The sequence below is a fragment of the Micromonospora sp. PRAS1 genome, assembly GCF_059553435.1.
The window spans coordinates 39632-59637 of the sequence record NZ_JCANNB010000041.1 but is presented as its reverse complement, the minus strand read 5'-3'; the positions used below and the strand labels follow the sequence as shown (position 1 = coordinate 59637).

16 protein-coding genes are annotated in these 20006 nt (G+C 72.5%); 9 read left to right on the top strand and 7 right to left on the bottom strand.

Features of this window, described 5'->3' with window-relative positions; translation table 11 throughout:
* The first annotated feature begins 2 nt into the window (after positions 1-2).
* The gene (locus AC507J_RS27735) at positions 3-641 is read left to right on the top strand and encodes a response regulator (RefSeq protein WP_496292647.1); all 639 of its coding nucleotides are present in this window, start codon (positions 3-5) and stop codon (positions 639-641) included.
* Between the two features lie 119 nt (positions 642-760).
* On the opposite strand, the gene AC507J_RS27730 is transcribed toward AC507J_RS27735, so the two are convergent.
* Complete coding sequence (locus tag AC507J_RS27730) at positions 761-2389, bottom strand: sensor histidine kinase (RefSeq protein ID WP_496292651.1); 1629 nt, start codon at positions 2387-2389, stop codon at positions 761-763.
* Positions 2390-2539: 150 nt separating this feature from the next.
* Positions 2540-3544 (bottom strand): Acg family FMN-binding oxidoreductase, encoded by a 1005-nt coding sequence (locus tag AC507J_RS27725; protein ID WP_496292645.1) that lies wholly within the window; start codon positions 3542-3544, stop codon positions 2540-2542.
* A gap of 344 nt (positions 3545-3888) precedes the next feature.
* On the opposite strand from AC507J_RS27725, the gene AC507J_RS27720 reads away from it, so the two are divergent.
* Positions 3889-5937 carry a heavy metal translocating P-type ATPase gene (locus AC507J_RS27720; protein WP_496292643.1) on the top strand — a complete coding sequence of 683 codons (2049 nt, stop codon included), beginning with the start codon at positions 3889-3891 and terminating at the stop codon, positions 5935-5937.
* On the opposite strand, the gene AC507J_RS27715 is transcribed toward AC507J_RS27720, so the two are convergent.
* From AC507J_RS27715 to AC507J_RS27705, 3 genes are all read right to left on the bottom strand, one after another.
* The gene (locus AC507J_RS27715) at positions 5891-6760 is read right to left on the bottom strand and encodes a universal stress protein (RefSeq protein ID WP_496292641.1); all 870 of its coding nucleotides are present in this window, start codon (positions 6758-6760) and stop codon (positions 5891-5893) included. The genes AC507J_RS27720 and AC507J_RS27715 overlap by 47 nt on opposite strands.
* 173 nt (positions 6761-6933) lie before the next feature.
* Positions 6934-9327 (bottom strand): phosphoketolase family protein, encoded by a 2394-nt coding sequence (locus AC507J_RS27710; protein WP_496292639.1) that lies wholly within the window; start codon positions 9325-9327, stop codon positions 6934-6936.
* Between the two features lie 113 nt (positions 9328-9440).
* Complete coding sequence (locus tag AC507J_RS27705; RefSeq protein WP_496292637.1) at positions 9441-10265, bottom strand: universal stress protein; 825 nt, start codon at positions 10263-10265, stop codon at positions 9441-9443.
* A 198-nt stretch (positions 10266-10463) separates the two neighbouring features.
* Between AC507J_RS27705 and AC507J_RS27700 the strand changes: the two genes are divergently transcribed.
* The 6 genes from AC507J_RS27700 to AC507J_RS27675 all read left to right on the top strand — a co-directional run bounded on the left by AC507J_RS27700 (position 10464) and on the right by AC507J_RS27675 (position 15852).
* Positions 10464-10700, top strand: coding sequence for a helix-turn-helix domain-containing protein (locus tag AC507J_RS27700; RefSeq protein WP_496292635.1), 237 nt, complete (start codon positions 10464-10466; stop codon positions 10698-10700).
* Complete coding sequence (locus AC507J_RS27695) at positions 10700-11278, top strand: Clp protease N-terminal domain-containing protein (RefSeq protein ID WP_496292633.1); 579 nt, start codon at positions 10700-10702, stop codon at positions 11276-11278. The genes AC507J_RS27700 and AC507J_RS27695 overlap by 1 nt, the downstream gene beginning before the upstream one ends.
* Positions 11279-11296: 18 nt before the next feature.
* On the top strand, positions 11297-12310 hold the full coding sequence (locus tag AC507J_RS27690; RefSeq protein ID WP_496292631.1) for a diacylglycerol/lipid kinase family protein: 1014 nt from the start codon (positions 11297-11299) through the stop codon (positions 12308-12310).
* A gap of 146 nt (positions 12311-12456) precedes the next feature.
* Positions 12457-13467 carry a YihY/virulence factor BrkB family protein gene (locus AC507J_RS27685; protein WP_496292629.1) on the top strand — a complete coding sequence of 337 codons (1011 nt, stop codon included), beginning with the start codon at positions 12457-12459 and terminating at the stop codon, positions 13465-13467.
* Positions 13468-13534: 67 nt separating this feature from the next.
* Entirely contained in the window at positions 13535-15025 is a 1491-nt protein-coding gene (locus AC507J_RS27680; RefSeq protein ID WP_496292627.1) for a phosphatase PAP2 family protein, read from the top strand.
* 41 nt (positions 15026-15066) lie between these two features.
* Positions 15067-15852 carry an endonuclease/exonuclease/phosphatase family protein gene (locus AC507J_RS27675; RefSeq protein ID WP_496292625.1) on the top strand — a complete coding sequence of 262 codons (786 nt, stop codon included), beginning with the start codon at positions 15067-15069 and terminating at the stop codon, positions 15850-15852.
* Between the two features lie 91 nt (positions 15853-15943).
* Here AC507J_RS27675 and AC507J_RS27670 read toward each other — a convergent pair whose 3' ends face one another.
* A complete protein-coding gene (locus AC507J_RS27670; RefSeq protein ID WP_496292623.1) occupies positions 15944-17416 on the bottom strand; it encodes a pectate lyase family protein in 1473 nt (490 codons plus the stop codon).
* A 296-nt stretch (positions 17417-17712) separates the two neighbouring features.
* Here AC507J_RS27670 and AC507J_RS27665 point away from each other — a divergent pair, with 296 nt between their 5' ends.
* Entirely contained in the window at positions 17713-18465 is a 753-nt protein-coding gene (locus AC507J_RS27665) for a hypothetical protein (protein ID WP_496292621.1), read from the top strand.
* Between the two features lie 250 nt (positions 18466-18715).
* Here AC507J_RS27665 and AC507J_RS27660 read toward each other — a convergent pair whose 3' ends face one another.
* Positions 18716-19678 carry a TIGR03557 family F420-dependent LLM class oxidoreductase gene (locus AC507J_RS27660; RefSeq protein WP_496292619.1) on the bottom strand — a complete coding sequence of 321 codons (963 nt, stop codon included), beginning with the start codon at positions 19676-19678 and terminating at the stop codon, positions 18716-18718.
* Positions 19679-20006: the final 328 nt, after the last annotated feature.

Here is a 20006-nt window from a genome sequence, read left to right as displayed (position 1 = left end):
GAGTGATTCGGGTGTTCTTGCTGGACGACCACGAGGTGGTCCGTCGTGGTCTTGCTGATCTGCTGCACGCCAGCGGTGACATCGAGGTGGTCGGCGAGTCCGGCTCGGCCCAGGAGGCGGCTCGCCGGATCCCGGCGCTGCGGCCGGACGTGGCGATCCTCGACGCCCGGCTGCCCGACGGCAACGGCATCGACGTCTGCCGCGACATCCGGGCGGTGGACTCCTCGATCAAGGGGCTGATCCTCACCTCGTACGAGGACGACGAGGCGCTCTTCGCCGCGATCATGGCCGGTGCCTCCGGGTACGTGCTCAAGCAGATCCGCGGCACCGACCTGGTCGACGCGGTACGCCGGGTCGCCGCCGGCCAGTCGCTGCTCGACCCGGCGATCACCACCCGGGTGCTGGAACGCATCCGCAGCGGGGTGGAGCAGCCCCGCGAGTTGCAGTCGCTCACCGAGCAGGAGCGACGGATCCTGGAGTACGTCGCCGAGGGGCTGACCAACCGGGAGATCGCCGGCAAGATGTTCCTGGCCGAGAAGACGGTCAAGAACTACGTCTCCAGCGTGCTGGCCAAGCTCGGCCTGGAACGGCGTACCCAGGCCGCCGTCCTGGCCACCCGCCTGCTCGGCAAGAGCCACTGAACCGGGCCGGCGTTCCGACTGGCTGCCTGCTCGGCAAGAGCCACTGAACCGGGCCGGCGTTCCGACCGGCTGCCTGTTCGGCAGGAGCCACTGAACCGGGCCGGCGCGGGTGTGGCTGGTCAGTCCCGCAGCGGCACCGACCAGCACAGCTCGGTGCCGCGCGGCTCAGCTGCGCGTACCTCGAAGGTGCCGCCGTGTCGCTCGGCGCGTTCGCGCAGGTTCACCAGCCCGCCCCGGGCGGCGGCCGGGTCGCAACCCACCCCGTCGTCGGCGACCCGGACGGTGACCCGGGTGGCCGCGGCGATCACCGCCACCGACACCGTGGACGCCTCGGCGTGGCGTACCGCGTTGGAGAGGGCCTCGCGGAGCACGGCGGTGAGATCGGGGCGGACCGCGTCCGGGACGGCGCTGTCGATCGGGCCGGTCAGCTCCAGCCGGGGCCGGAAGCCCAACGACTCCGCCGCCACCTCGACCGCCTCGCGGATCTCGGTGCGCAGCGCCGCGCTGACCGGGCTGCGCAGCTCGAAGATGGTGCGGCGGATGTCCTTGATTGTGGCGTCCAGGTCGTCGACGGCGGCGTTGACCCGCTTGGCCAGCTCGGGGCGGCCGGCCAGCGGCACCGCGCTCTGTAGTTGCAGGCCGGTGGCGAAGAGCCGCTGGATGACCACGTCGTGCAGGTCCCGGGCGATCCGCTCGCGGTCCTCCAGGACCACCAACTGCTCGCGTTCCTCCTGGCCGCGGGCGCGTTCCATGGCCAGTGCGGCCTGCCCGGCGAAGCTGCCCAGCAGCACCACGTCGTCGTCGGTCGAGCCACCGTGCTCGGCACCGTACGCGATCACCAGCACGCCGTGCAGTGTGTCGGCGGTGGCCAGCGGGGAGATCACCGCCGGCCCGGTGTGCAGCACCGCCGGCCAGGGCGCGGCGTGCGCGAGGTCGTCCACCGAGTCGTGCCGGCGCTGCGCGATGGCCTCGGCGAAGCTGGTGTCGGCGGCCGGCAGCACGGTGCCGGCGAGAGCCCGGGCCTGGGCGCCCGCGCCGTCGACTACCTCCACGGTGAAGTGGTCGGCCTCGTCGTCGTAGAGCAGCACCAGGGCCAACTCGGCCTCGGCGACCTCCCGCGCCCGGCGGGCCACCAGGGTCAGCGCGTCGGTACGGCGTACCTCGCCGAGCAGCAGCGAGGTGATCTCCGCGGTGGCGGCGAGCCAGCGTTCCCGCCGGTGCGCCAGCGCGTACAGCCGGGCGTTCTCGATCGCCACGCCGGCCGCCGCCGCGAGCGCCACGACGATCTCCTCGTCGTCCTCGGTGAACTGCGCGCCGCCCTGCTTCTCGGCCAGGTAGAGGTTGCCGAAGACCTGGTCGCGGATGCGGATCGGCACGCCGAGGAAGGTGTGCATCGGCGGGTGGTTCGGCGGGAAGCCGTACGAGCGGGGATGCTGGGTGATGTCCGGCATCCGCAGCGGTTTCGGGTCGTCGATGAGCAGGCCGAGCACGCCCCGGCCGTGCGGCAGGTCACCGATCTTGGCGTGCAGCTCCGGCGGGATGCCGTGCACGATGAAGTCGTGCAGCATCCGGTCCGGGCCGATCACGCCGAGCGCGCCGTACCGGGCGCCGGCCAGGTCGCAGGCCGACTGCACGATGCGTTGCAGGGTGCTGCGCAGATCCAGGTCGGTGCCGATCCCGACGACCGCGTCGAGTAGCGCCCGCAGCCGTTCCCGGCTGGTCACCACCTCGCCGACGCGGTCCAGCATCTCCTGCAGCAGCTCGTCGAGGCGGACCCGGGAGAGCGGGCTCAGCCCGAGCGAGGGTGGCTCCGGCCTGGGGGTGGGGGCACCGACGGTCACCCGGCGATGTTATCCGGCGAATGATCGAGGCGGGTACACCCGACGGGCGGCGCCCGGTCAGGCGCTGCCGTCGACCGCCGTGGTGTCCACCACCTGTTCGCGCGGCAGCCGTGGGGTGTGCGGCGGGCCGGCGTGGGCCGGGTCCGCGACCCCGAGACGCAGGACGAGGTACGGGTGGCCGAGCCCGGAGAGCACCTGACGGAGGATCTGCCGGGTGCCCGCCACCTCCACCACCCCGCTGAGCGGCACCACGGAAACCCCGAGCCGGGTGGCGAGCAGCCAGGCGGCCGAGAGCGCCTCGCCGGCCCGCAGCCAGCTGACCGGGCTGTCCTCGTCGCCGTACAGCACGCCGTACGAGGCCGCCTGGTCGTGGCCGGGCCCGATCGGCAGGTCGCCGGGGCGGCCGAAGTCCCGGCCCGGGACGGTGGTCTGCGGCGCCTCCTCGGGCAGCACCTCCGAGGTGAGCCCGACCCCGCCCGCGCGGCTGGTCCAGTAGGCCAGTTCCTCCCGCAGTTGGGCGTCCTCCGCCTCGACCGTGGCGGCGTGGGAGGCGGCGGCGGCCAGTTGCAGGATCTGGTCCCGGTCGAGGATCTCCAGGCTGGCGCCCTCGCCTGCGGCGGCTGCGGCGATCGCGCTCAGCGTGTCACCGCTGACCGGCTCGTCGCTGACCGGCCGCCGGTCGGTGTGTCGTACCTGCATGCACTGCACGCTGCGCATCGCGTCCGGATCGGTGCCGGCCGGGCGCGGGTCGGTGAGTCGGGCGAGCAGCTCCGGCTCGGCCGGGTCGGGCATCCGGTGCACGGTGGCCGTCCAGCCCTCGGCGGCCAGCGCCAGCCGGGCATGGTGCAGCGCGGCCCCGCAGCTCAGCGTGACCAACTCGGCCTCCGGGTCGGTGGCCGCCAACTGACGGTCGCGCACCATCCTCAGCTCCAGCGCCTCGGGTAGCACCCGCCAGCGCCACGGTTGGGTGTTGTGCACCGACGGCGCGTGGCCGGCCATCGCGGCGGCCTCCGCGAGCGCGGTGACCAGCGGGCGGTGGGTAGCCGGCGTCTGGTGGCTCATCGTCACGACCTTTCCGTCTGTCCCATCGTGCCGCACCGCGGTACGCCTGCGGGGCGGGTCGTGTCCATCCTGTGCCATCCGCCGTCCGTGCGCACGGCCCGCTGGTCCCGACCGGGCGGGCATTCCGGCCCGGAAGCCTTCGGGACGCCGGCCCGGATGCCCACGGGACGGCCCGGAAGCCTTCGGGACGGCCCGGAAGCCTTCGGGACGGCCCGGAAGCCTTCGGGACGCTGGCCCGGATGCCCGCGGGATGGCCCGGATGCCCGCGGGATGGCGACGAGGAACTCGCAGCAATCTGACCGGAGCGCCCGACAGCGGGCCCCGGAGGTTGGGACGATCCGCAGGTGGGGGAGCAGTCGGCGGGCGGGTCGCGGCGTGGCGAGCGGGCGGAGGGGCCCGAGTGCCTGCCGGAGCGGCCGGCGCGCCCCGAAGGTCCCGAGTCCGGGGCGGATGGCCGACCGTCCGGTACGGGTGGCCGGCCCGGTCGGCGGCGCATCCGGTGGGGGCTGTGGACACCGCTGACCGGGCTCACCGCGTTGGTGCTGGTCGGGGCGGTGCTGTGGTTGTCCGGACGGTCCCGCGCGGCAGATGCGGTCTGGGCGGTGGTCACGCTGACCGCGCTGTTGCCGGCGGCCTTCTCGGTGCTGCGGCAGCTGTGGCGGCGCCGGTTCGGCGTGGACGTGATCGCGGTCCTGGCGTTGGCCGGCGCGCTCGGCGTTGGGGAGTACCTGGCCGGTGCCGTGATCGCGGTGATGCTGGCCACCGGCCGGACGCTTGAGGCGTACGCGCAACGCCGGGCGACCCGGGACCTGCGGGCCCTGCTCGAACGGGCGCCGCGTACCGCGCGGCGGCGTACCCCAGACGGCGGCGTCGAGGTGGTGCCGGTGGACCGGGTGGCGGTGGGGGACCGGCTGCTGGTCGGCCCGGGTGACGTGGTCGCCGTCGACGGGGTCACCGAGGCACCGGCCACGCTTGACGAGTCGGTGGTCACCGGGGAGTCCCGGCTCGTCGAGCGGGCGGCGGGCGAGGCCGTGGCCAGCGGTGTGATCAACGCCGGGGCCGGATTCGGGCTGCGGGCCACCGAGAGCGCCGAGCGCAGCACGTACGCGGGGATCGTCCGGCTGGCCCAGGAGGCGACCGCCCACAAGGCGCCGACCGTACGGCTGGCCGACCGGTACGCCGCGGCGTTCGTCCCGTTCACCCTCGCCCTGGCGGGGCTGGGCTGGGCGCTCTCCGGGGACTTCATCCGGGCGGTGGCGGTGCTGGTGGTGGCGACCCCGTGCCCGCTGCTGCTGGCCACCCCGATCGCCATCGTCTCCGGGCTGTCCCGGGTGGCCCGCCGGGGCGTGCTGGTACGCGACGGCGGTTCGCTGGAGGTGCTGGGCCGCGCCCGTACCCTGCTTGTCGACAAGACCGGCACGCTCACCGCCGGCCGGCCCCGGGTCGCCGAGACCGTCGTGGCGCCCGGCGGCGTACCCGACGAGGTGCTGCGGCTGGCCGCCTCGGTGGAGCAGCTCTCCCCGCACGTGCTGGCGGCGGCGCTGGTGTCCGAGGCCAACGACCGGGGACTGCGGCTGACCACCCCGACGGAGGTGACCGAGGAGCCGGGCCGGGGCGTACGCGGCCGGGTCGACGGGCAACAGATCCGGGTCGGTCAGCTCGTCGGTGACCTGCCCGGCTGGACCGAACACCCCGGCGGCCTACCCGCCTGGGCCGAGCAGACCCGGTCCCGGGCCGAGGCGGCGGGGCACTCCGTGGTCTGGGTGGCCGACGAGGGTGTTCCGATCGGTGCCGTCCGGTTCGAGGACCCGGTCCGCCCCGACGCGCCCCGGGCGGTGGCCCGGCTGCGGGCCGCCGGGCTGACCCGGATCGTGATGGTCACCGGGGACCGGCCGGGTACCGCCCGGCGGGTCGCCGACGCGGTCGGCGTGGACGACGTGCTGGCCCGGTGCACCCCGCAGGAGAAGGTGGCCCGGGTACGGGCCGAGGCGCAGCGGGCGGTCACCGTCATGGTCGGCGACGGGGTGAACGACGCCCCGGCGCTGGCCGAGGCGCAGGTGGGGGTGGCGATGGGCGCCACCGGGGCGACCGCCTCGGCCGACGTCGCGGACGCCGTGCTGACCGTCGACCGGCTCGATCCGCTCGCCGACGCGGTCGAGGTGGCCCGGTACGCCCGCCGGATCGCCGTGCAGAGCGCCACCGTCGGGATGGGGTTGGCGGTGCTCGCGATGGGCTTCGCGGCGGCCGGGCGGCTGCCGCCGGTGGCCGGGGCGTTCCTCCAGGAGGGGATCGACGTGCTGGTGATCCTCAACGCGCTGCGCGCGCTACGCGGCGGCCACCGGCGGGTCAGCGTTCCCGGATCACCGCTACCGGGCAGTGCGCGTGCTGGATGAGCTGCTGGCTGACCGAGCCGAGCAGCATGCCGCGCAGGCCGCCGCGGCCCCGGGTGCCGACCACCATCAGCTGCGCGTTGCGGCTGGCGTCGATCAGCAGCCCGGTGGGGGCGGCGACGGCTGTCTCGACCGTCACCTCGACGTCGGGGAAACTCTCCTGCCAGCGCCGCAGCGGCTCGTCCAGCTCGGCGCGCTGGTCGGCAAGCGCCGCGTCCCGGGCCTCCTCGCCGCTGAGCTGCCACTGTTCCCGCGAGGGTTGCCAGGCCCGCACCACGTGCAGCGGGACGCGACGCAGGGCGGCCTGCTCGACGGCGAAGCCGAGGGCGAGCAGCGAGGGCTCCGAGCCGTCCACGCCGACCGCCACGTGCCCGGCCCGGGCCGCGCCGGCCGTGTCGCGGCGGACCACCACCACCGGGCAGTGCGCGTGCGCGGTGACGCTGACCGCTGTCGAGCCGGCGAGCAGGCCGGCGAAGCCGCCGTGCCCGCGGCTGCCCAGCACCAGCAGCCCGGCGGCGGTCGAGCACTCCTCAAGCACCAGGGCGGGCGGGCCGTCGAGCACCTCGCCGCGTACCGTCAGGTCGGGGTGCGCGGCGGCGGCGTCGGCCGCGGCCTTGCGGACCAGCTCCTCGACCTGCTGCCGGGCCCGATCGTCCGGCCACATGCCGGGCGTCACCCCGGGCCCGATCCAGCCGGCCACGGTGAGCCATTCGAAGACGTACGCGAGTCGGACCGGTCGGCCGTCCCGGCGGGCCTGCTCCAGCGCCCAGTCCAGGGCCGCCGCCGCGTCCGGTGAGCCGTCGTAGCCCACCACGATGTCGCTCATGACGGCACTCCGCTGCGCTGCGTGCCGCCATGAGGCACCACGACACTGATTTGATGATTCACTCGCTGACGCTCGCTCATGACGGCACTCCGCTGCGCTGCGTGCCGTCATGAGGCACCACGACACCGGATTGATGATTCACTCGCTGACGCTCGTTCATGCGTCCCACCTCGCTACGGGTTGGTCTGGTCGGTTTCACGGATCCAGCGCCACTCGGCCACCCGGGGATCGTCCTCGCCGAAGCGGCGGGTGTAGTCGCGGCAGGACTGCCGGGCGTCGGTCATCTCCTGCCGCAGGTGGGCCGCGCGGGCGGCCAGCCCGGGGACCCGGTCGATCACGTCGATCACGAGGTGGAAGCGGTCCAGGTCGTTGAGCATCACCATGTCGAAGGGCGTGGTGGTGGTCCCCTCCTCCTTGTACCCGCGTACGTGCAGGTTGTCGTGGTTGGTGCGGCGGTAGGTGAGCCGGTGGATCAGCCACGGGTAGCCGTGGTACGCGAAGATGACCGGCTTGTCCCGGGTGAACAGGGTGTCGAACTCGTTGTCCGGCAGGCCGTGCGGGTGCTCGGTCGGCGGCTGCAGCCGCATCAGGTCGACCACGTTGATCACCCGGACCTTCAGCTCGGGCAGGTTCCGGCGCAGCAGGTCCGCCGCCGCCAGGGTCTCCAGCGTGGGTACGTCGCCGGCACAGGCGAGCACGACGTCGGGTTCGCTCTCGTCGTCGGTGCTGGCCCAGTCCCAGATGCCCAGCCCGCGCCGGCAGTGCTGGACGGCCTCGTCCATGGTCAACCAGTTCGGCGCGACCTGCTTGCCGGCCACCACCACGTTTATGTAGTGCCGGCTGCGCAGGCAGTGGTCCATTGTGGAGAGCAGCGTGTTCGCGTCCGGCGGCAGGTAGACCCGGACGACCTCGGCCTTCTTGTTCATCACGTGGTCGATGAAGCCCGGGTCCTGGTGCGAGAAGCCGTTGTGGTCCTGCCGCCAGACGTGGCTGGAGAGCAGGTAGTTCAGCGACGCCACCGGCATCCGCCAGGGGATGCCCCGGGTCACCTTCAACCACTTGGCGTGCTGGTTGACCATCGAGTCCACGATGTGGATGAACGCCTCGTAGCTGGTGAAGATGCCGTGCCGGCCGGTCAGCAGGTAACCCTCCAGCCAGCCCTGGCACAGGTGCTCGGAGAGCACCTCCATCACCCGTCCGTCGGGGGAGAGGTGGTCGTCGCCGGGCACGGTGTCGCCCAGCCAGGCCCGGTCGGTGACCTCGAAGGCAGCCTGGAGCCGGTTCGAGGCGACCTCGTCCGGGCCGAAGAGCCGGAAGGTCTGCGGGTTGGCGGCGATCACGTCGCGTACCCACTTGCCGAGTTCGCCGGTGGCGCCGGTGGCCGTCGCGCCGGGACTCGGCACCTCGACGGCGTAGTCGCGGAAGTCGGGCAGGGACAGGTCGCGCAGCACCTGCCCGCCGTTGGTGACCGGGTTGGCGCTCATCCGCCGATCGCCACGCGGCGGCAGCGCGGCCAGCTCGGCCACCGGCGCGCCGGTGGCGTCGAAGAGCTCCTCCGGCCGGTAGCTGCGCAGCCAGCGCTCCAGCTCGGCCAGGTGCGCCGGGTTGCTGCGCACCGCCGAGAGCGGCACCTGGTGGGCGTGGTACGTACCCTCGACCTGCTTGCCGTCGACCTCGCGGGGGCCGGTCCACCCCTTCGGGGTACGCAGAATGATCATCGGCCAGCGGGGACGCTCGACTGTGCCGCCGGAACGGGCCCGGCGCTGGATCGCGGCGATCTCGTCCAGACATCGGTCGAGGGTGGTCGCCAGCAGCTCGTGCACGGCGGCCGGTTCGTCGCCGGCCACCACGTACGGCTGGTAGCCGTAGCCGCGCATGAGGTCGAGCAGGTCGGACTCGGGGATGCGGTCCAGCACCGTCGGGTTCGCGATCTTGTAGCCGTTGAGGTGCAGGATGGGCAGCACGGCACCATCGCGGGCCGGGTTGAGGAAGACGTTGGAGAGCCAGCTGCCGGCCAGCGGCCCGGTCTCCGCCTCGCCGTCGCCGATGACGCAGGCGACCAGCAGGTCCGGGTTGTCGAAGGCCGCGCCGTAGGCGTGGCTGAGCGCGTACCCCAGCTCGCCGCCCTCGTGGATCGAGCCCGGCACCTCCGCGGCGACGTGGCTCGGGATGCCGCCGGGGAAGGAGAACTGGCGGAACAGCCGGGCCATGCCCGTCTCGTCGCGGCCGATGCCGTGGTAGCGCTCGCTCCAGGTGCCCTCCAGCCAGGTGTTCGCCACGATGGCCGGGCCGCCGTGGCCGGGACCGGTGATGAAGATCGCGGAAAGGTCGCGGGCGACGATGACCCGGTTCAGGTGGGCGTAGAGCAGGTTCAGGCCGGGGGAGGTGCCCCAGTGCCCGAGCAGGCGGGGCTTGACGTGCTCGGCCGTCAGCGGTTCGCGCAACAGCGGATTGTCCAGCAGGTAGATCTGCCCGACGGTGAGGTAATTCGCCGCCCGCCAGTAGGCGTCCAACCGGCGCAGTTCGTCATCGGTCAGGGTGCTCTGCGCATCTACGACGGTGTCCATACCTGGTCAGCCTCTCGCGGGTCGGTGGATCCTGCATCCGCAGCGCGGTTCGTGTTCAGCATCGCCGGATCGGCGGCCATGGATCAGGGCCATAGGTCCCGCCCGCGCGGGCGTCATGACTCGTCGGGTGGGCCGGACACACCGCGTACCACGATCACCGGTGCCGGCGCGTGGTAGAGCAGTGCCTGGCTGACCGCGCCGAGCATGCCGCGCCACGGCTCGTCGCCCCGGGCCGCGACCACCGCCAGCTGTGCCGAGCGCGACTGGTCGACAAGCACCCCACCCGGGTCGCCATGCACGGCGTGACACTCGACGGCCACGCCCGGATGGCCGGCGCCGCACCGGGACACCAGGTCGCGGAGCTGGTCGCCGGCCTGCTCGACGTCTGCCTCCGGATCGACCACCCGGACCGCGAGCAGCCGGGCATCGTGCCCGGCGGCGCAGGCCAGCGCCCACGTCAGTGCGATCTCCGAGGAGGCCGAGCCGTCCACCCCGACCAGCACCGGACCGCGCGGCGGCGGTTGCTGCCGGACGACCAGCACCGGACACTCGGCGCGGGCGGCGACCTGCACGGCCGGGCTGTCGGCCGGGATGCAGCGCTGGCAGTGGGCCATGCCGCCGTCGCCGATGGCCACCAGGAAGGCCGCCTCGGACCGGCGGACCAGGTTCGCCACCGCCGAGCCCTCGGTGATCTCGGTGCTGACCTCGAGGACCGGTTCGCTCTCCCGCGCCGCGGCGGTGGCGTGGGCGATCAACTCCTCGGCGTCGGTGCGCGATCCGGAGACCGCCGGTGCCTGCATCGCCGCCCAGTTGAAGGCGTGCAGCAGGTGCAGTCCGCGACCGTGCGCGGCGGCCACCCGGGCGGCGATCCGGGCCACGGTCGCGGCGTCCTCCGGACCGACGCCGACGAGCACCGGCTTGTCGCTGGCTGAGGTCATCCCGGCATCACTCCCGCAGCTGTCCCGCCCGGCCTGCGTCCGAGGCTAGCCCGGACGGTGCGGCGTGCGCCCCGTTTCGCTGCTATGGCGGTTACCGGCCCCGCCAGATATCCGCCGTTCCGCCGAAACGGAGTTAATCAACCACTTCTGTGTCAACCAGAGTTGACGCCAGGGTTGTGTCAATGTAAGTTGACAGGCATGAGTCAGGCAACGGAACTCGCGGCCGAAGCCGGCAGCACCGACCCCCGGGTCGGCCTGCGCGCGGTCCGCGCACTGCGCCGGCTGCTCGAACGGCTTGAGGTGGTCCAGGTGGACAACGCCCGACGGCAGGGCTGGTCCTGGCAGGAGATCGCCGACGCCCTCGAGGTCAGCCGGCAGGCGGTCCACAAGAAGCACGCCGGGCGACCGGCGGTCGGATCCTCCTGGGAGGCGTGATGTTCGAGCGGTTCACCGACCGGGCCCGCACCGTCGTGGTCCGGGCCCGCGACGAGGCCCGGGCCGAGGGCCAGCGACCGGTCGGCACCGAGCATCTGTTGCTCGGCATCCTGGCCGACGACGACAGCCTGGCGGTGCGGGTGCTCCACGACGCCGGCGTCACCGCCGACGACCTGCGGACGCGCATCCGTCGGCACATCGAAACCGGTGGGGTGGGCCTCGCCGAGGCCGACGCCGCCGCACTCCGTGAGATCGGCATCGACCTGGCCGCCATCGTGGCCCGGATCGAGGAGTCCTTCGGTCCTGACGCGCTGCGTGAGGCCGTGCCGGCGCCCCGACGCCGCTGGGGGCGGCGCCGCCACACCGGTGGCCCCTTCTCGGGCCGGGCCAAGAAGGTGCTGGAGCTGTCGCTGCGCGAGGCGGTGCGGCTGCGTCACCGGCACATCGGCACCGAGCACATCCTGCTCGGGCTGCTGCGTGAGGGCGGTGGGCTCGGCGCGCTGGTGCTCAGCGAGGCCGGCGTCGACCTGGACGACGTGCGTCGCCGAGTGACCCTCGTCCTGCGGGAAGCGGCCTGAGTCGCCGAACCGCGCACCATGCCGCAGACTTGCGCCGTGGAAGCTGGACGGCAGGCGCAGCCGCTGCGCAGCGCGGTGGTGGTCAACCCGGTCAAGGTCGCCGATCTCGACGAATTGCGGCGCACCGTCGACGACACGCTCGCCGCGGCGGGCTGGCCCGAGCCGCTGTGGTTCGAGACCACCGTCGACGATCCCGGTCGCGGCCAGACCGAGCAGGCCCTCGCCGCTGGCGTCGACGTGGTCTTCGCCTGCGGTGGCGACGGCACCGTGATGGCCTGCGTCGACGCACTGGTCGGCACCGAGGTGGCACTTGCCGTCCTGCCCCAGGGCACCGGCAACCTGCTCGCGGCCAATCTGGGCCTGTCGAACGAGCTGGCCGCCGGGCTGGCGGTGGCGGTCGAACGCGGACGGCGGCTGCTCGACGTCGGCGAGGTGGACGGGCAGCACTTCGCGGTGATGGCCGGCATGGGCTTCGACGCCCAGATGCTCGCCGCCACCAGCGAGACGACCAAGCGGCGGATCGGCTGGCCGGCGTACGTCGTGGGTGCCGCGCGACATCTGCGGGACCGGCCGATGCGGGTGTCGATCCGGCTGGACGACCAGCAGCCACTGCGCCGCCGGGCCCGCTCGGTGCTTGTCGCCAACGTCGGCCGGCTCCAGGGCGGTGTGGTCCTGCTCACCGAGGCCGAGCCCGACGATGGTTACCTCGACGTCGCCGTGCTCACCCCGCACACGCTGCGGCACTGGCTCTCCCTCGGCTGGGCGGTGATCCGCCGGCGTGACCGGGTGCCGCGCCTGGAGGTGTACCGCGCCCGCCGGGTGGAGATAACCAGCAACCGGACCCAGCCGCGTGAGCTGGACGGCGATCTTATCGAGCCCGGGCGGATGCTGCGGGCGCAGATCCGCCGTCGGGCGCTGTGGCTGTGCGTACCGCGGCCGGAGCAGGCACCCGACCTCACCGAGGACGCGTCTGCCGCGGCCGAGCGAGGCGAGCGTCTGGTCGAGCAGGGCCACGGCGAGCGCGGAGAGTGAGCCTGCGAGCTCCGTGAAACGAGGGGGCTGTCCGGTGAGCGCGAGGAGTGAGCTTGCGAGCCCCGCAGTCGCGAACGTAAGGGCTGTCCGGTGAGCGCGAGGAGTGAGCTTGCGAGCCCCGCAGTCGCGAACGCAAAGGCTATCCGGTGAGCAGCACCAAGCTGGTGCCGGAGACCCGGCTGATGCCCGACGAGCAGCTCTGCGCCGACCACGCCTGGCAGACGCTGCGCCGCGAGGGCGGCTGGCACCTGCTGCGCGACGCCTTCACCCGGTTCCGCTACGGCGACGGGTTCAGCCACGCCCGGGCCTTCGCCTTCCAGCTCTGCCTGGCCGTGGTGCCGTTCCTGATCGCACTTACCGGGCTGATCTCCGAACTGGGTGTGGCGGAGGGCGGTGAGGTGGTCGCCGACACCGTGCTCGCGCTGACCCCCGGCGCGAGCGAGGAGGTCGTCGCCGAACTGCTCGGCGACGCCGAACGCTCCGAGCGGGTCGAGACCATCGGCGAGGTGGCCCTCACCCTCGGCCTGATCACCGGGCTGGTGGCGCTTACCAGCACGATGGCGCAGATCGAACGCGGCGCCAACCGGATCTACGGCGTGGAGCGGGACCGCCCGGCGCTCTGGAAGTACCTGCGGGCGGCCATCCTCGCCGTCACCGCCGGCCTGCCGGCGCTGGCCGGGTTCCTCATCCTGGTCGGCGGCGGCCCGATGGGCGACTCCGTCGAACGCCACTACGCCTGGGGCGAGGTGGCCAGCGTGGGCTGGGACCTGATCCGTTGGCCGCTCAGCCTGGGCTTGACCGTGCTCGCCGTCGCGGTGCTGTTCCGCCACGCCCCCCGACGCCGCCAGCCCGGCCTGTCCTGGCTGTTCTTCGGAGCCGGCATCGCCACCGCCCTGTGGTGGCTGGCCAGCCTGCTGCTCGCCGCGTACGTGCGGTTCAGCGACGGCTTCGGGCAGACCTACGGTGCGTTGACCGGAATCATGGCCCTGCTGCTCTGGGCCAACCTCACCGGCATGGCGCTCTTCGGCGGCCTCGCCTTCGCCGCCCAACTGGAGGCGGTACGCATCGGGGTGCAGGAGCCGGCCCAGCCGGACCTGTGGAAGCCCGACGCCCAGCGCGACGGCCTGCACGACACCGGCGAGATGACCGCCCTCTGACGACCATCGGGGTGTAGGCGATACATCGACCGGGTACAGCGGCACGCCAGAAGCGAAGGAGGCTGCCGTGGGCGCGGTCAGGGACGTACTGCGCCGACCTCTCGGGCATTTCACCGAACGTACGCTCGCCGGCCTGGCGCTCGTACTCGGTGCCGGGGTCGGTTTCGGGTTGGTGCTGGTGCTGGTACGCGTACGGTGGACCCCCCTGTACGACGTGGACCACGGCGTGGCGCAGTGGCTCAACGATCAGGTGTCCCCGATCGGTCCGCTGGTCACGGTGCTCAACGCGCTCACCGACCTGGGCGGCCGGCCGGTCATCATCTGGCTGGTCACCGTCGCCGTGGTCGGTCTGCTGATCCGCAGGCAGGGGCGGCTCGCGGTCTTCCTGATCGTCACCGGCGCGGGTGCGTTGATCCTCGATCCGACGCTGAAGACCCTGGTCGACCGGCTGCGCCCCGAGGTGGACGTGCCCATCGGCACGTACGCCGGGCAGAGCTTTCCCAGCGGTCACGCGCTCGGGTCGATGGTCGCCTACGGCGCGATCCTGCTGGTGTTCCTCCCGGCGATGGCGCCCCGCTGGCGCCGGCCGGCGATGGCAGTGGTCGGTGTCGTTGTCTTCCTGATCGGGTTCACCCGGGTAGCGCTCGGCGTGCACTTCCTCTCCGACGTGATCGGTGCCTGGCTGCTCGGCGCGGCCTGGCTCGGCGTCACCGCGTACGCCTTCCGGCTGTGGCGGGTGGAGCGGGGCCGGCCCGCGACGCCGCTGACGGAGGGGCTGGAGCCGGAGGCGGCGCACGAGGTGGCACCCGCGCCGGACGAGCGGCAACTGCTGCCGCATCCCCGGGCCGCGGTGGCCGAGATCGTGGTCGGCTGGGTGCTGGTCTTCGGAGCGCTCTACGGCTTCGGCATGTTCGTCAGCTATTACGCCCAGGACACCTTCCTCGCCACCTGGGACGAGGTGGTGCCGGTCTGGTTCGCCGAGCGGGGCACCCCGGCGCTCGACGAGCTGAGCTGGTGGTGGAGCAAGGTCGGCGATACCCACGCCATCCTGCTCGTCTCGATGATCTTCTGCCCGCTGGTGCTGGCGGTCTGGCGACGCTGGCGGCCGGTGCTGTTCATGGCGTTGGTGATGTTCGGCGAGTTGACCCTCTTCCTGGCCAGTGCCGCGGCGGTGGACCGGCCGCGCCCGCCGGTGGAGAACCTGGACGGTCCGATGCCTACCTCGTCGTTCCCCTCCGGTCACATCGCCGCCACGCTCTGCCTCTGGGTCGCCATCGCCGTGATCGTCTTCCCGCGTACCGACCGGTGGTGGCGGTGGGTCTTCGTGGCGCTCGCGGTGGTGATGCCGGTCGGGGTCGCCGTGTCGCGGATGTACCGGGGGATGCACCACCCGACCGACTTCATGGGCGCCATCCTGCTCACCAGCCTCTGGATCGGGCTGTTGTACTGGGTCGTACGCCCCAACGAGGACCTGAGCCAGGGCAACCAGCCGGCCATCGAGTCCGAGGACGTCGACCGCCTCGACGACGAGCTGGCCGAGGCTGCCCGGGCCCGGTGAGCCGCCGTGCTGCGGGTGATGACCTGGTCCGGTGAGCCGCCGTGCTGCGGGTGATGACCTGGAACATCCGCACCGGCGGCCGGGACACCGGTGGCCCGGACCGCCGCGACCGCATCGCCCGGGTGATCGCCGAGCAACGGCCGGACGTGCTGGCCCTACAGGAGTTGCGGGACCTCGACGTGCCGGCCTTCGCCGACCGGGTGGGTATGCGGCCCTACCTGGCCCGATCCTGGTTCGGGCAGCCGGTGGCGGTGCTGGTCCGCCCGCCGTGGCGGGTGCGCTCCGCCGCGCCGGTGCGCCGACCGTTCCACCACGCCGCCCAGCGGGTGGTGCTGGAGACCGGCGCCGGCCCGCTCACCGTGCTCGGCACCCACCTTGACCCGTACTCGGGCAGCCGCCGGCTCATCGAGGCCGGCTGGCTGGCCGCCGCGTTGCGCCCGACCCGCGACGGCTTGGCGCTGCTCGCCGGCGACCTGAACACCCTCGATCCGTACGCCGAGCACGCCGAACGGATCGCCCGGCTGCCGGTCGCGTACCGTCGTCGACATCTGCGCCGCGACCGTCGGACGGTGGATTCCCGGGCGGTGTCCCGGCTGCTCGCCACCGGCCTGGTGGATCTCGGCGTCAGCGCCGGACCCACCGCACCCACCCGGCACGGCGGCACCGAGTTCTCCGAGATGCGCCTGGACTACCTGCTGGCAACCCCCGCCCTGGCCGACCATCAGGCGGAAACCCAGGTCCTCCGCACTTCCCGCACGGACCACGCCTCCGACCACTATCCGCTGCAGACCACCCTTACCCTCACCCCACCCGCTGCGCCGAGCTGACCAGGAGGTTCCGGTTTCGACCCGGCGATCCGGACGAGGGGGAACCTCCTGCTCAGGTTCGACACTCACGACTCGGCGAGGTGCCTCGGGGTTACGGACTGGCGCAGGTCAGCGACGGCGTACCTGGGGTGCCCGAGCCGAGGAAACCGAAGGTCGTCGTCCCGCCGGCGGCCAGGGCACCGTTGTAGTCCACGTTGCGGACGGTAACCGTCGAGCCGCTGGTGCTCAGGGTGCCGCTCCAGAGCTGGCTGATGCTCTGGCCACTGCCGAGGGACCACTTCACGGTCCATCCGTTGATCGGCGAGTTTCCGGCACGGACGGTGACCTCGCCCTGGTAGCCGCCGCTCCAGGAGTTGACGGTCCGGTACGTGGCCTGGCAGGCAGCGCTCGCGGGTGGCGTCGTGGGTGGTGGGGACGTGGTCGGCGGCGGGGTGGTCGGCGGCGGGGTGGTCGGGGGTGGCGTGGTCGGCGGGTTCGGGTTGCCCGAGAGGGTCGGTCCGGCGCAGGCGGTCACACTGGCGGGCACGCTGCTGGCCGGTAGCGGGGTGTAGGCGTACGGCGGGTTGGTGAAGGGGGTGACGCCGCCACCGCTGCCACCGGCTCCGGTGTCCCGCCTGCCGGTGGTGTTGTCGTACACGTTGCCCCGGGCGGTGATGTACGACGGGCGCACGTACATGAACTGGTGGGGATTGTTGGTGTTCTTGAAGTAGTTGTTCTCCACCAGGACCGAGGCGAGCGCCCCGGCGCCGACGGCGTAACCGTTGCCGCTAGTGGTGTAGTAGTTGTTGTAGATGTGCCCCTTACCGAACAGGACCCGGGGCATGCGCTGGTCGACCAGTTCGGCGAACCAATTGTGGTGGTAGGTGACGTTCAGCTTCCCCGCGTCGACTGCGTCGTTGTTGGCGTCCGAGCCGTTCAGGCTGGCCAGTCGGTGCGGGTGGGAACGGTTGGTGTACCAGAACTTCGACCAGGACACGGTGATGAAATCCGAGCCCTGGGTGAGATCCAGCAGGCCGTCACCGGCGTCCCAGACGTTGAGGTGGTCGAACCAGAGGTGGTGCGCGCCCCGGGCGCTGATGGTGTCGTCCGGGCCGGGGTTGGGCCAGAACCCCTTGAGGTTCAGGTTCCGGACGATGATGTTGCGGTTGCCCGAGCGGATGTTGATGCCGCCGTGGATGGTGGCGTTGCTGTCCGCCCCGATCAGGGTCTTGTTGCTGGCGATGTCGACGGCGTACGAGCCGGTGGTGATCGTGCCGGCGATCCGCAGCACGCGCGGGGTGGAGTCGCCGCCGTACCGCTGCAGATCGGCCAGGGTGGTGACGGTCTGCGGGGTGGCATTGCCGCCACCCGTGGTCGTGTTCAGCCCGCTGCCGGCCACGGTGGCCCAACCGACGAGCCGATCGTCACAGGCACTGCTCGCCGCAGCTCTCGTGGTCGGCATCTGCTCGGCGGCGGAGACCGTGGGAACGGTCAACGCGGTGGCGCCGGTCAGGGTGATCGCTGCGGCAAGCAGGAGCTGTGACCTGCTACGACGGGTGGGTGGGGGGATACTTCGGGGCACCATGGTGCGCAACCTCCAGATGATGGGCAGCAAAGCGGCGGCGCCGGAGCAGCAACCTCGTCGTTGAGCCGCGGACCCGATCCGTACCGCGGAACGGAGGCCGCTCAGACACCCGCCGATATTGCAGACGTGTTATCGGCGGAGGCATTACCGGAATCAGCAGAATCTATGTCCGGTGGGTAAGTTGTCGGGTGGGATTAGCCTGTCGGCTCGTGATCGAGTCTTCGCCGTCGGGACGCCCCGGCGAGCCGCGGCCCGGCAGACGACCGGCGGGGGCGGCGTCGGGCGGATGGTCGCCGGTGGCGGTTGTCGTGCGGGGCGTCGCCCTGGTGGTGGTGCTGCCGGTCCGGCTGGCCTGGGAGGTGCTGGCGGCCACCGGCCGGGTGCTGTACCGGTGGGTGCTCGTGCCGACGGCCCGGTTCGTGGACCGTTGGCTGCTGCGACCGCTCGGCTGGCTGCTGCGGCACCTGGTCTGGCTCCCGCTGCTCTGGACGGCCCGCGCTGCGGCCTGGTTGTGGCGGACGCTGATCTGGCTGCCGTTGACCTGGCTGGGCGACGGACTGCTCTGGCTCTGGCGCACCGCCCTGCGGCCCCCGCTGCGTTGGTGTGGCCTGGGGCTGGCGCGACTGCTGCGCTGGTGCGGTCTGGGGCTGGCCTGGCTGGCGCGGATCCTCGTCCTGGTGCCGCTGTACCACCTGGTGTGGCTGCCACTGGTCTGGCTGGCCCGGGTGCTCACCCCGCCCGCCCGGCTGGTCCTGGCCGCGCTGGGCCGGTGGCTGCATGCCCTGGCGCGGGGCTTGGCCGTCGCGCTCGGCTGGGCCTGGCGGGTGGCCGGCCGGATCCTGTGGTGGTGCTGGGCGCTCACCCTGCGTCCGGTCTGGTTGGCGGGCCGATGGCTGTGGCGCGTCGCGGTGACGCCGGTGGGCCGGGCGGTCGGTACGGCCTGGCGGGCGACCGTCACCCCGGCGGCCCGCTGGCTGCGGCACAGCGTCCTGGACCCGGCCCGCCAGGCCACCCGCGAGGCACTGACCGCCCTCGGCCTGCGCCGCTGACCCGCCGCCGCCCGGCTCGACGCCCGGCTGGTCCGAGAGCGGGCCGGCGGCGCATATCGCCGTTGGTGGTCAGAGGACCAGGTTGAGCAGGACGGTCAGCACGATCGAGGCGACGATCGAGAAGAGGATCATCAGGAGGCAGCCGAGGCCGCCGCCGGCCGGCCGGATTTCCGTGTTGCCGATGCGCATGTTCTCACCTGGTCGTCGGACGGGCGTGGGTGCGGGTGGACACCGGATGGGCGGTGGCCGGTCACAGTTCGCGCAGCCGGGGCAGCAACTCCTCCTGCGCCCAGTCCAGGAACATCGGTTGGCTGTCGCCGCCGATCTGGATCAGCGCCACGTGAGTGAAGCCGGCATCGACGAACTGCTTGAACGCCGCCACGTGCTTGTCCACGTCGGGGCCGCAGGAGATCGCGCCCGCCACGTCCTCCTCGCGCACGCTCTGGGTGGCCGCCTCGAACGCGTCCGTGTCGGGCAGGTCGGTGTTGACCTTCCAGCCCAGCCCGAACCAGCGGAACTGGTCGTGAACGATCTTGCGGCATTCCGCCTCGTCCGGGCCGTAGCAGATGGCCACCTGCCCGTACCGGGGGCGTCCGGCACCGCCGGCCTCCTCGTACATCTCCACCAGGCGCGACTCCGGGTCGGTGGCGATCATGGCGTCGGCGTACTCGGCGGCGAGGGTGGCGGACTGCCGGCCGGAGGCGGCCACCGCCATCGGTACGGGCCGTTCCGGCCGGTCCCACAGGTACGCGTCCGGCACGTCGTAGTGGTTGCCGGAGAAGGTGAGCGTCTCCCCGTTGAGCAGCGGCCGGATGATCTGCAACGCCTCCTCGAACATCTCGTGCCGCTGCTGCACGTGCGGCCAGGCGCCGACCACGTGTTCGTTCAGGTTCTCCCCGGCGCCGAGGCCGAGGGTGAACCGGCCGTCGGAGAGGACGCCGATGGTGGCCGCCTTCTGCGCCACCACCGCCGGGTGGTAGCGGCGGATCGGGCAGGTCACGAAGGACATCAGCGCCGCGCGGGAGGTGGCGTGTGCGACCGCGCCCAGCACCGACCAGGCGTACGGTGAATGACCCTGCGACTCCAGCCAGGGGTAGTAGTGGTCGGACATCACGAGCTGGTCGAAACCGGCCGCCTCGGCCCGTACGGCGTAGTCGACGAGCTGCTTCGGGCCGGCCTGCTCGCACAGCAGGGTGTAGCCGATGCTGACCATGGTGTCTCCTTCCGGACCGGGTGACCCGTTCCGGATACCCCGCCCCGGTTAGATCAACCCTGGTCGGTGCCTTGACGCCCTCCCGGCCCCTGCCTACCGTTGGCCTGAACCGGTTCAGATGCCGGCGTGGTGCACATCCTGTGGTGGGGATGTCCGCCCCCGTGGCGGCTCGCGTTCTCATGGGCCGTCACGGGTCGGGCGGCGGTCGGCCAGATTACTGAACCGGTTGCCTTCGGCATTCCATCGGCCTACGCTGATGCCTGCCTCGCCGGGCCCCGGGCAAGCGGCTGTCGGGCTCAGCCGCCACACCAGCCACCACCGCAACTCC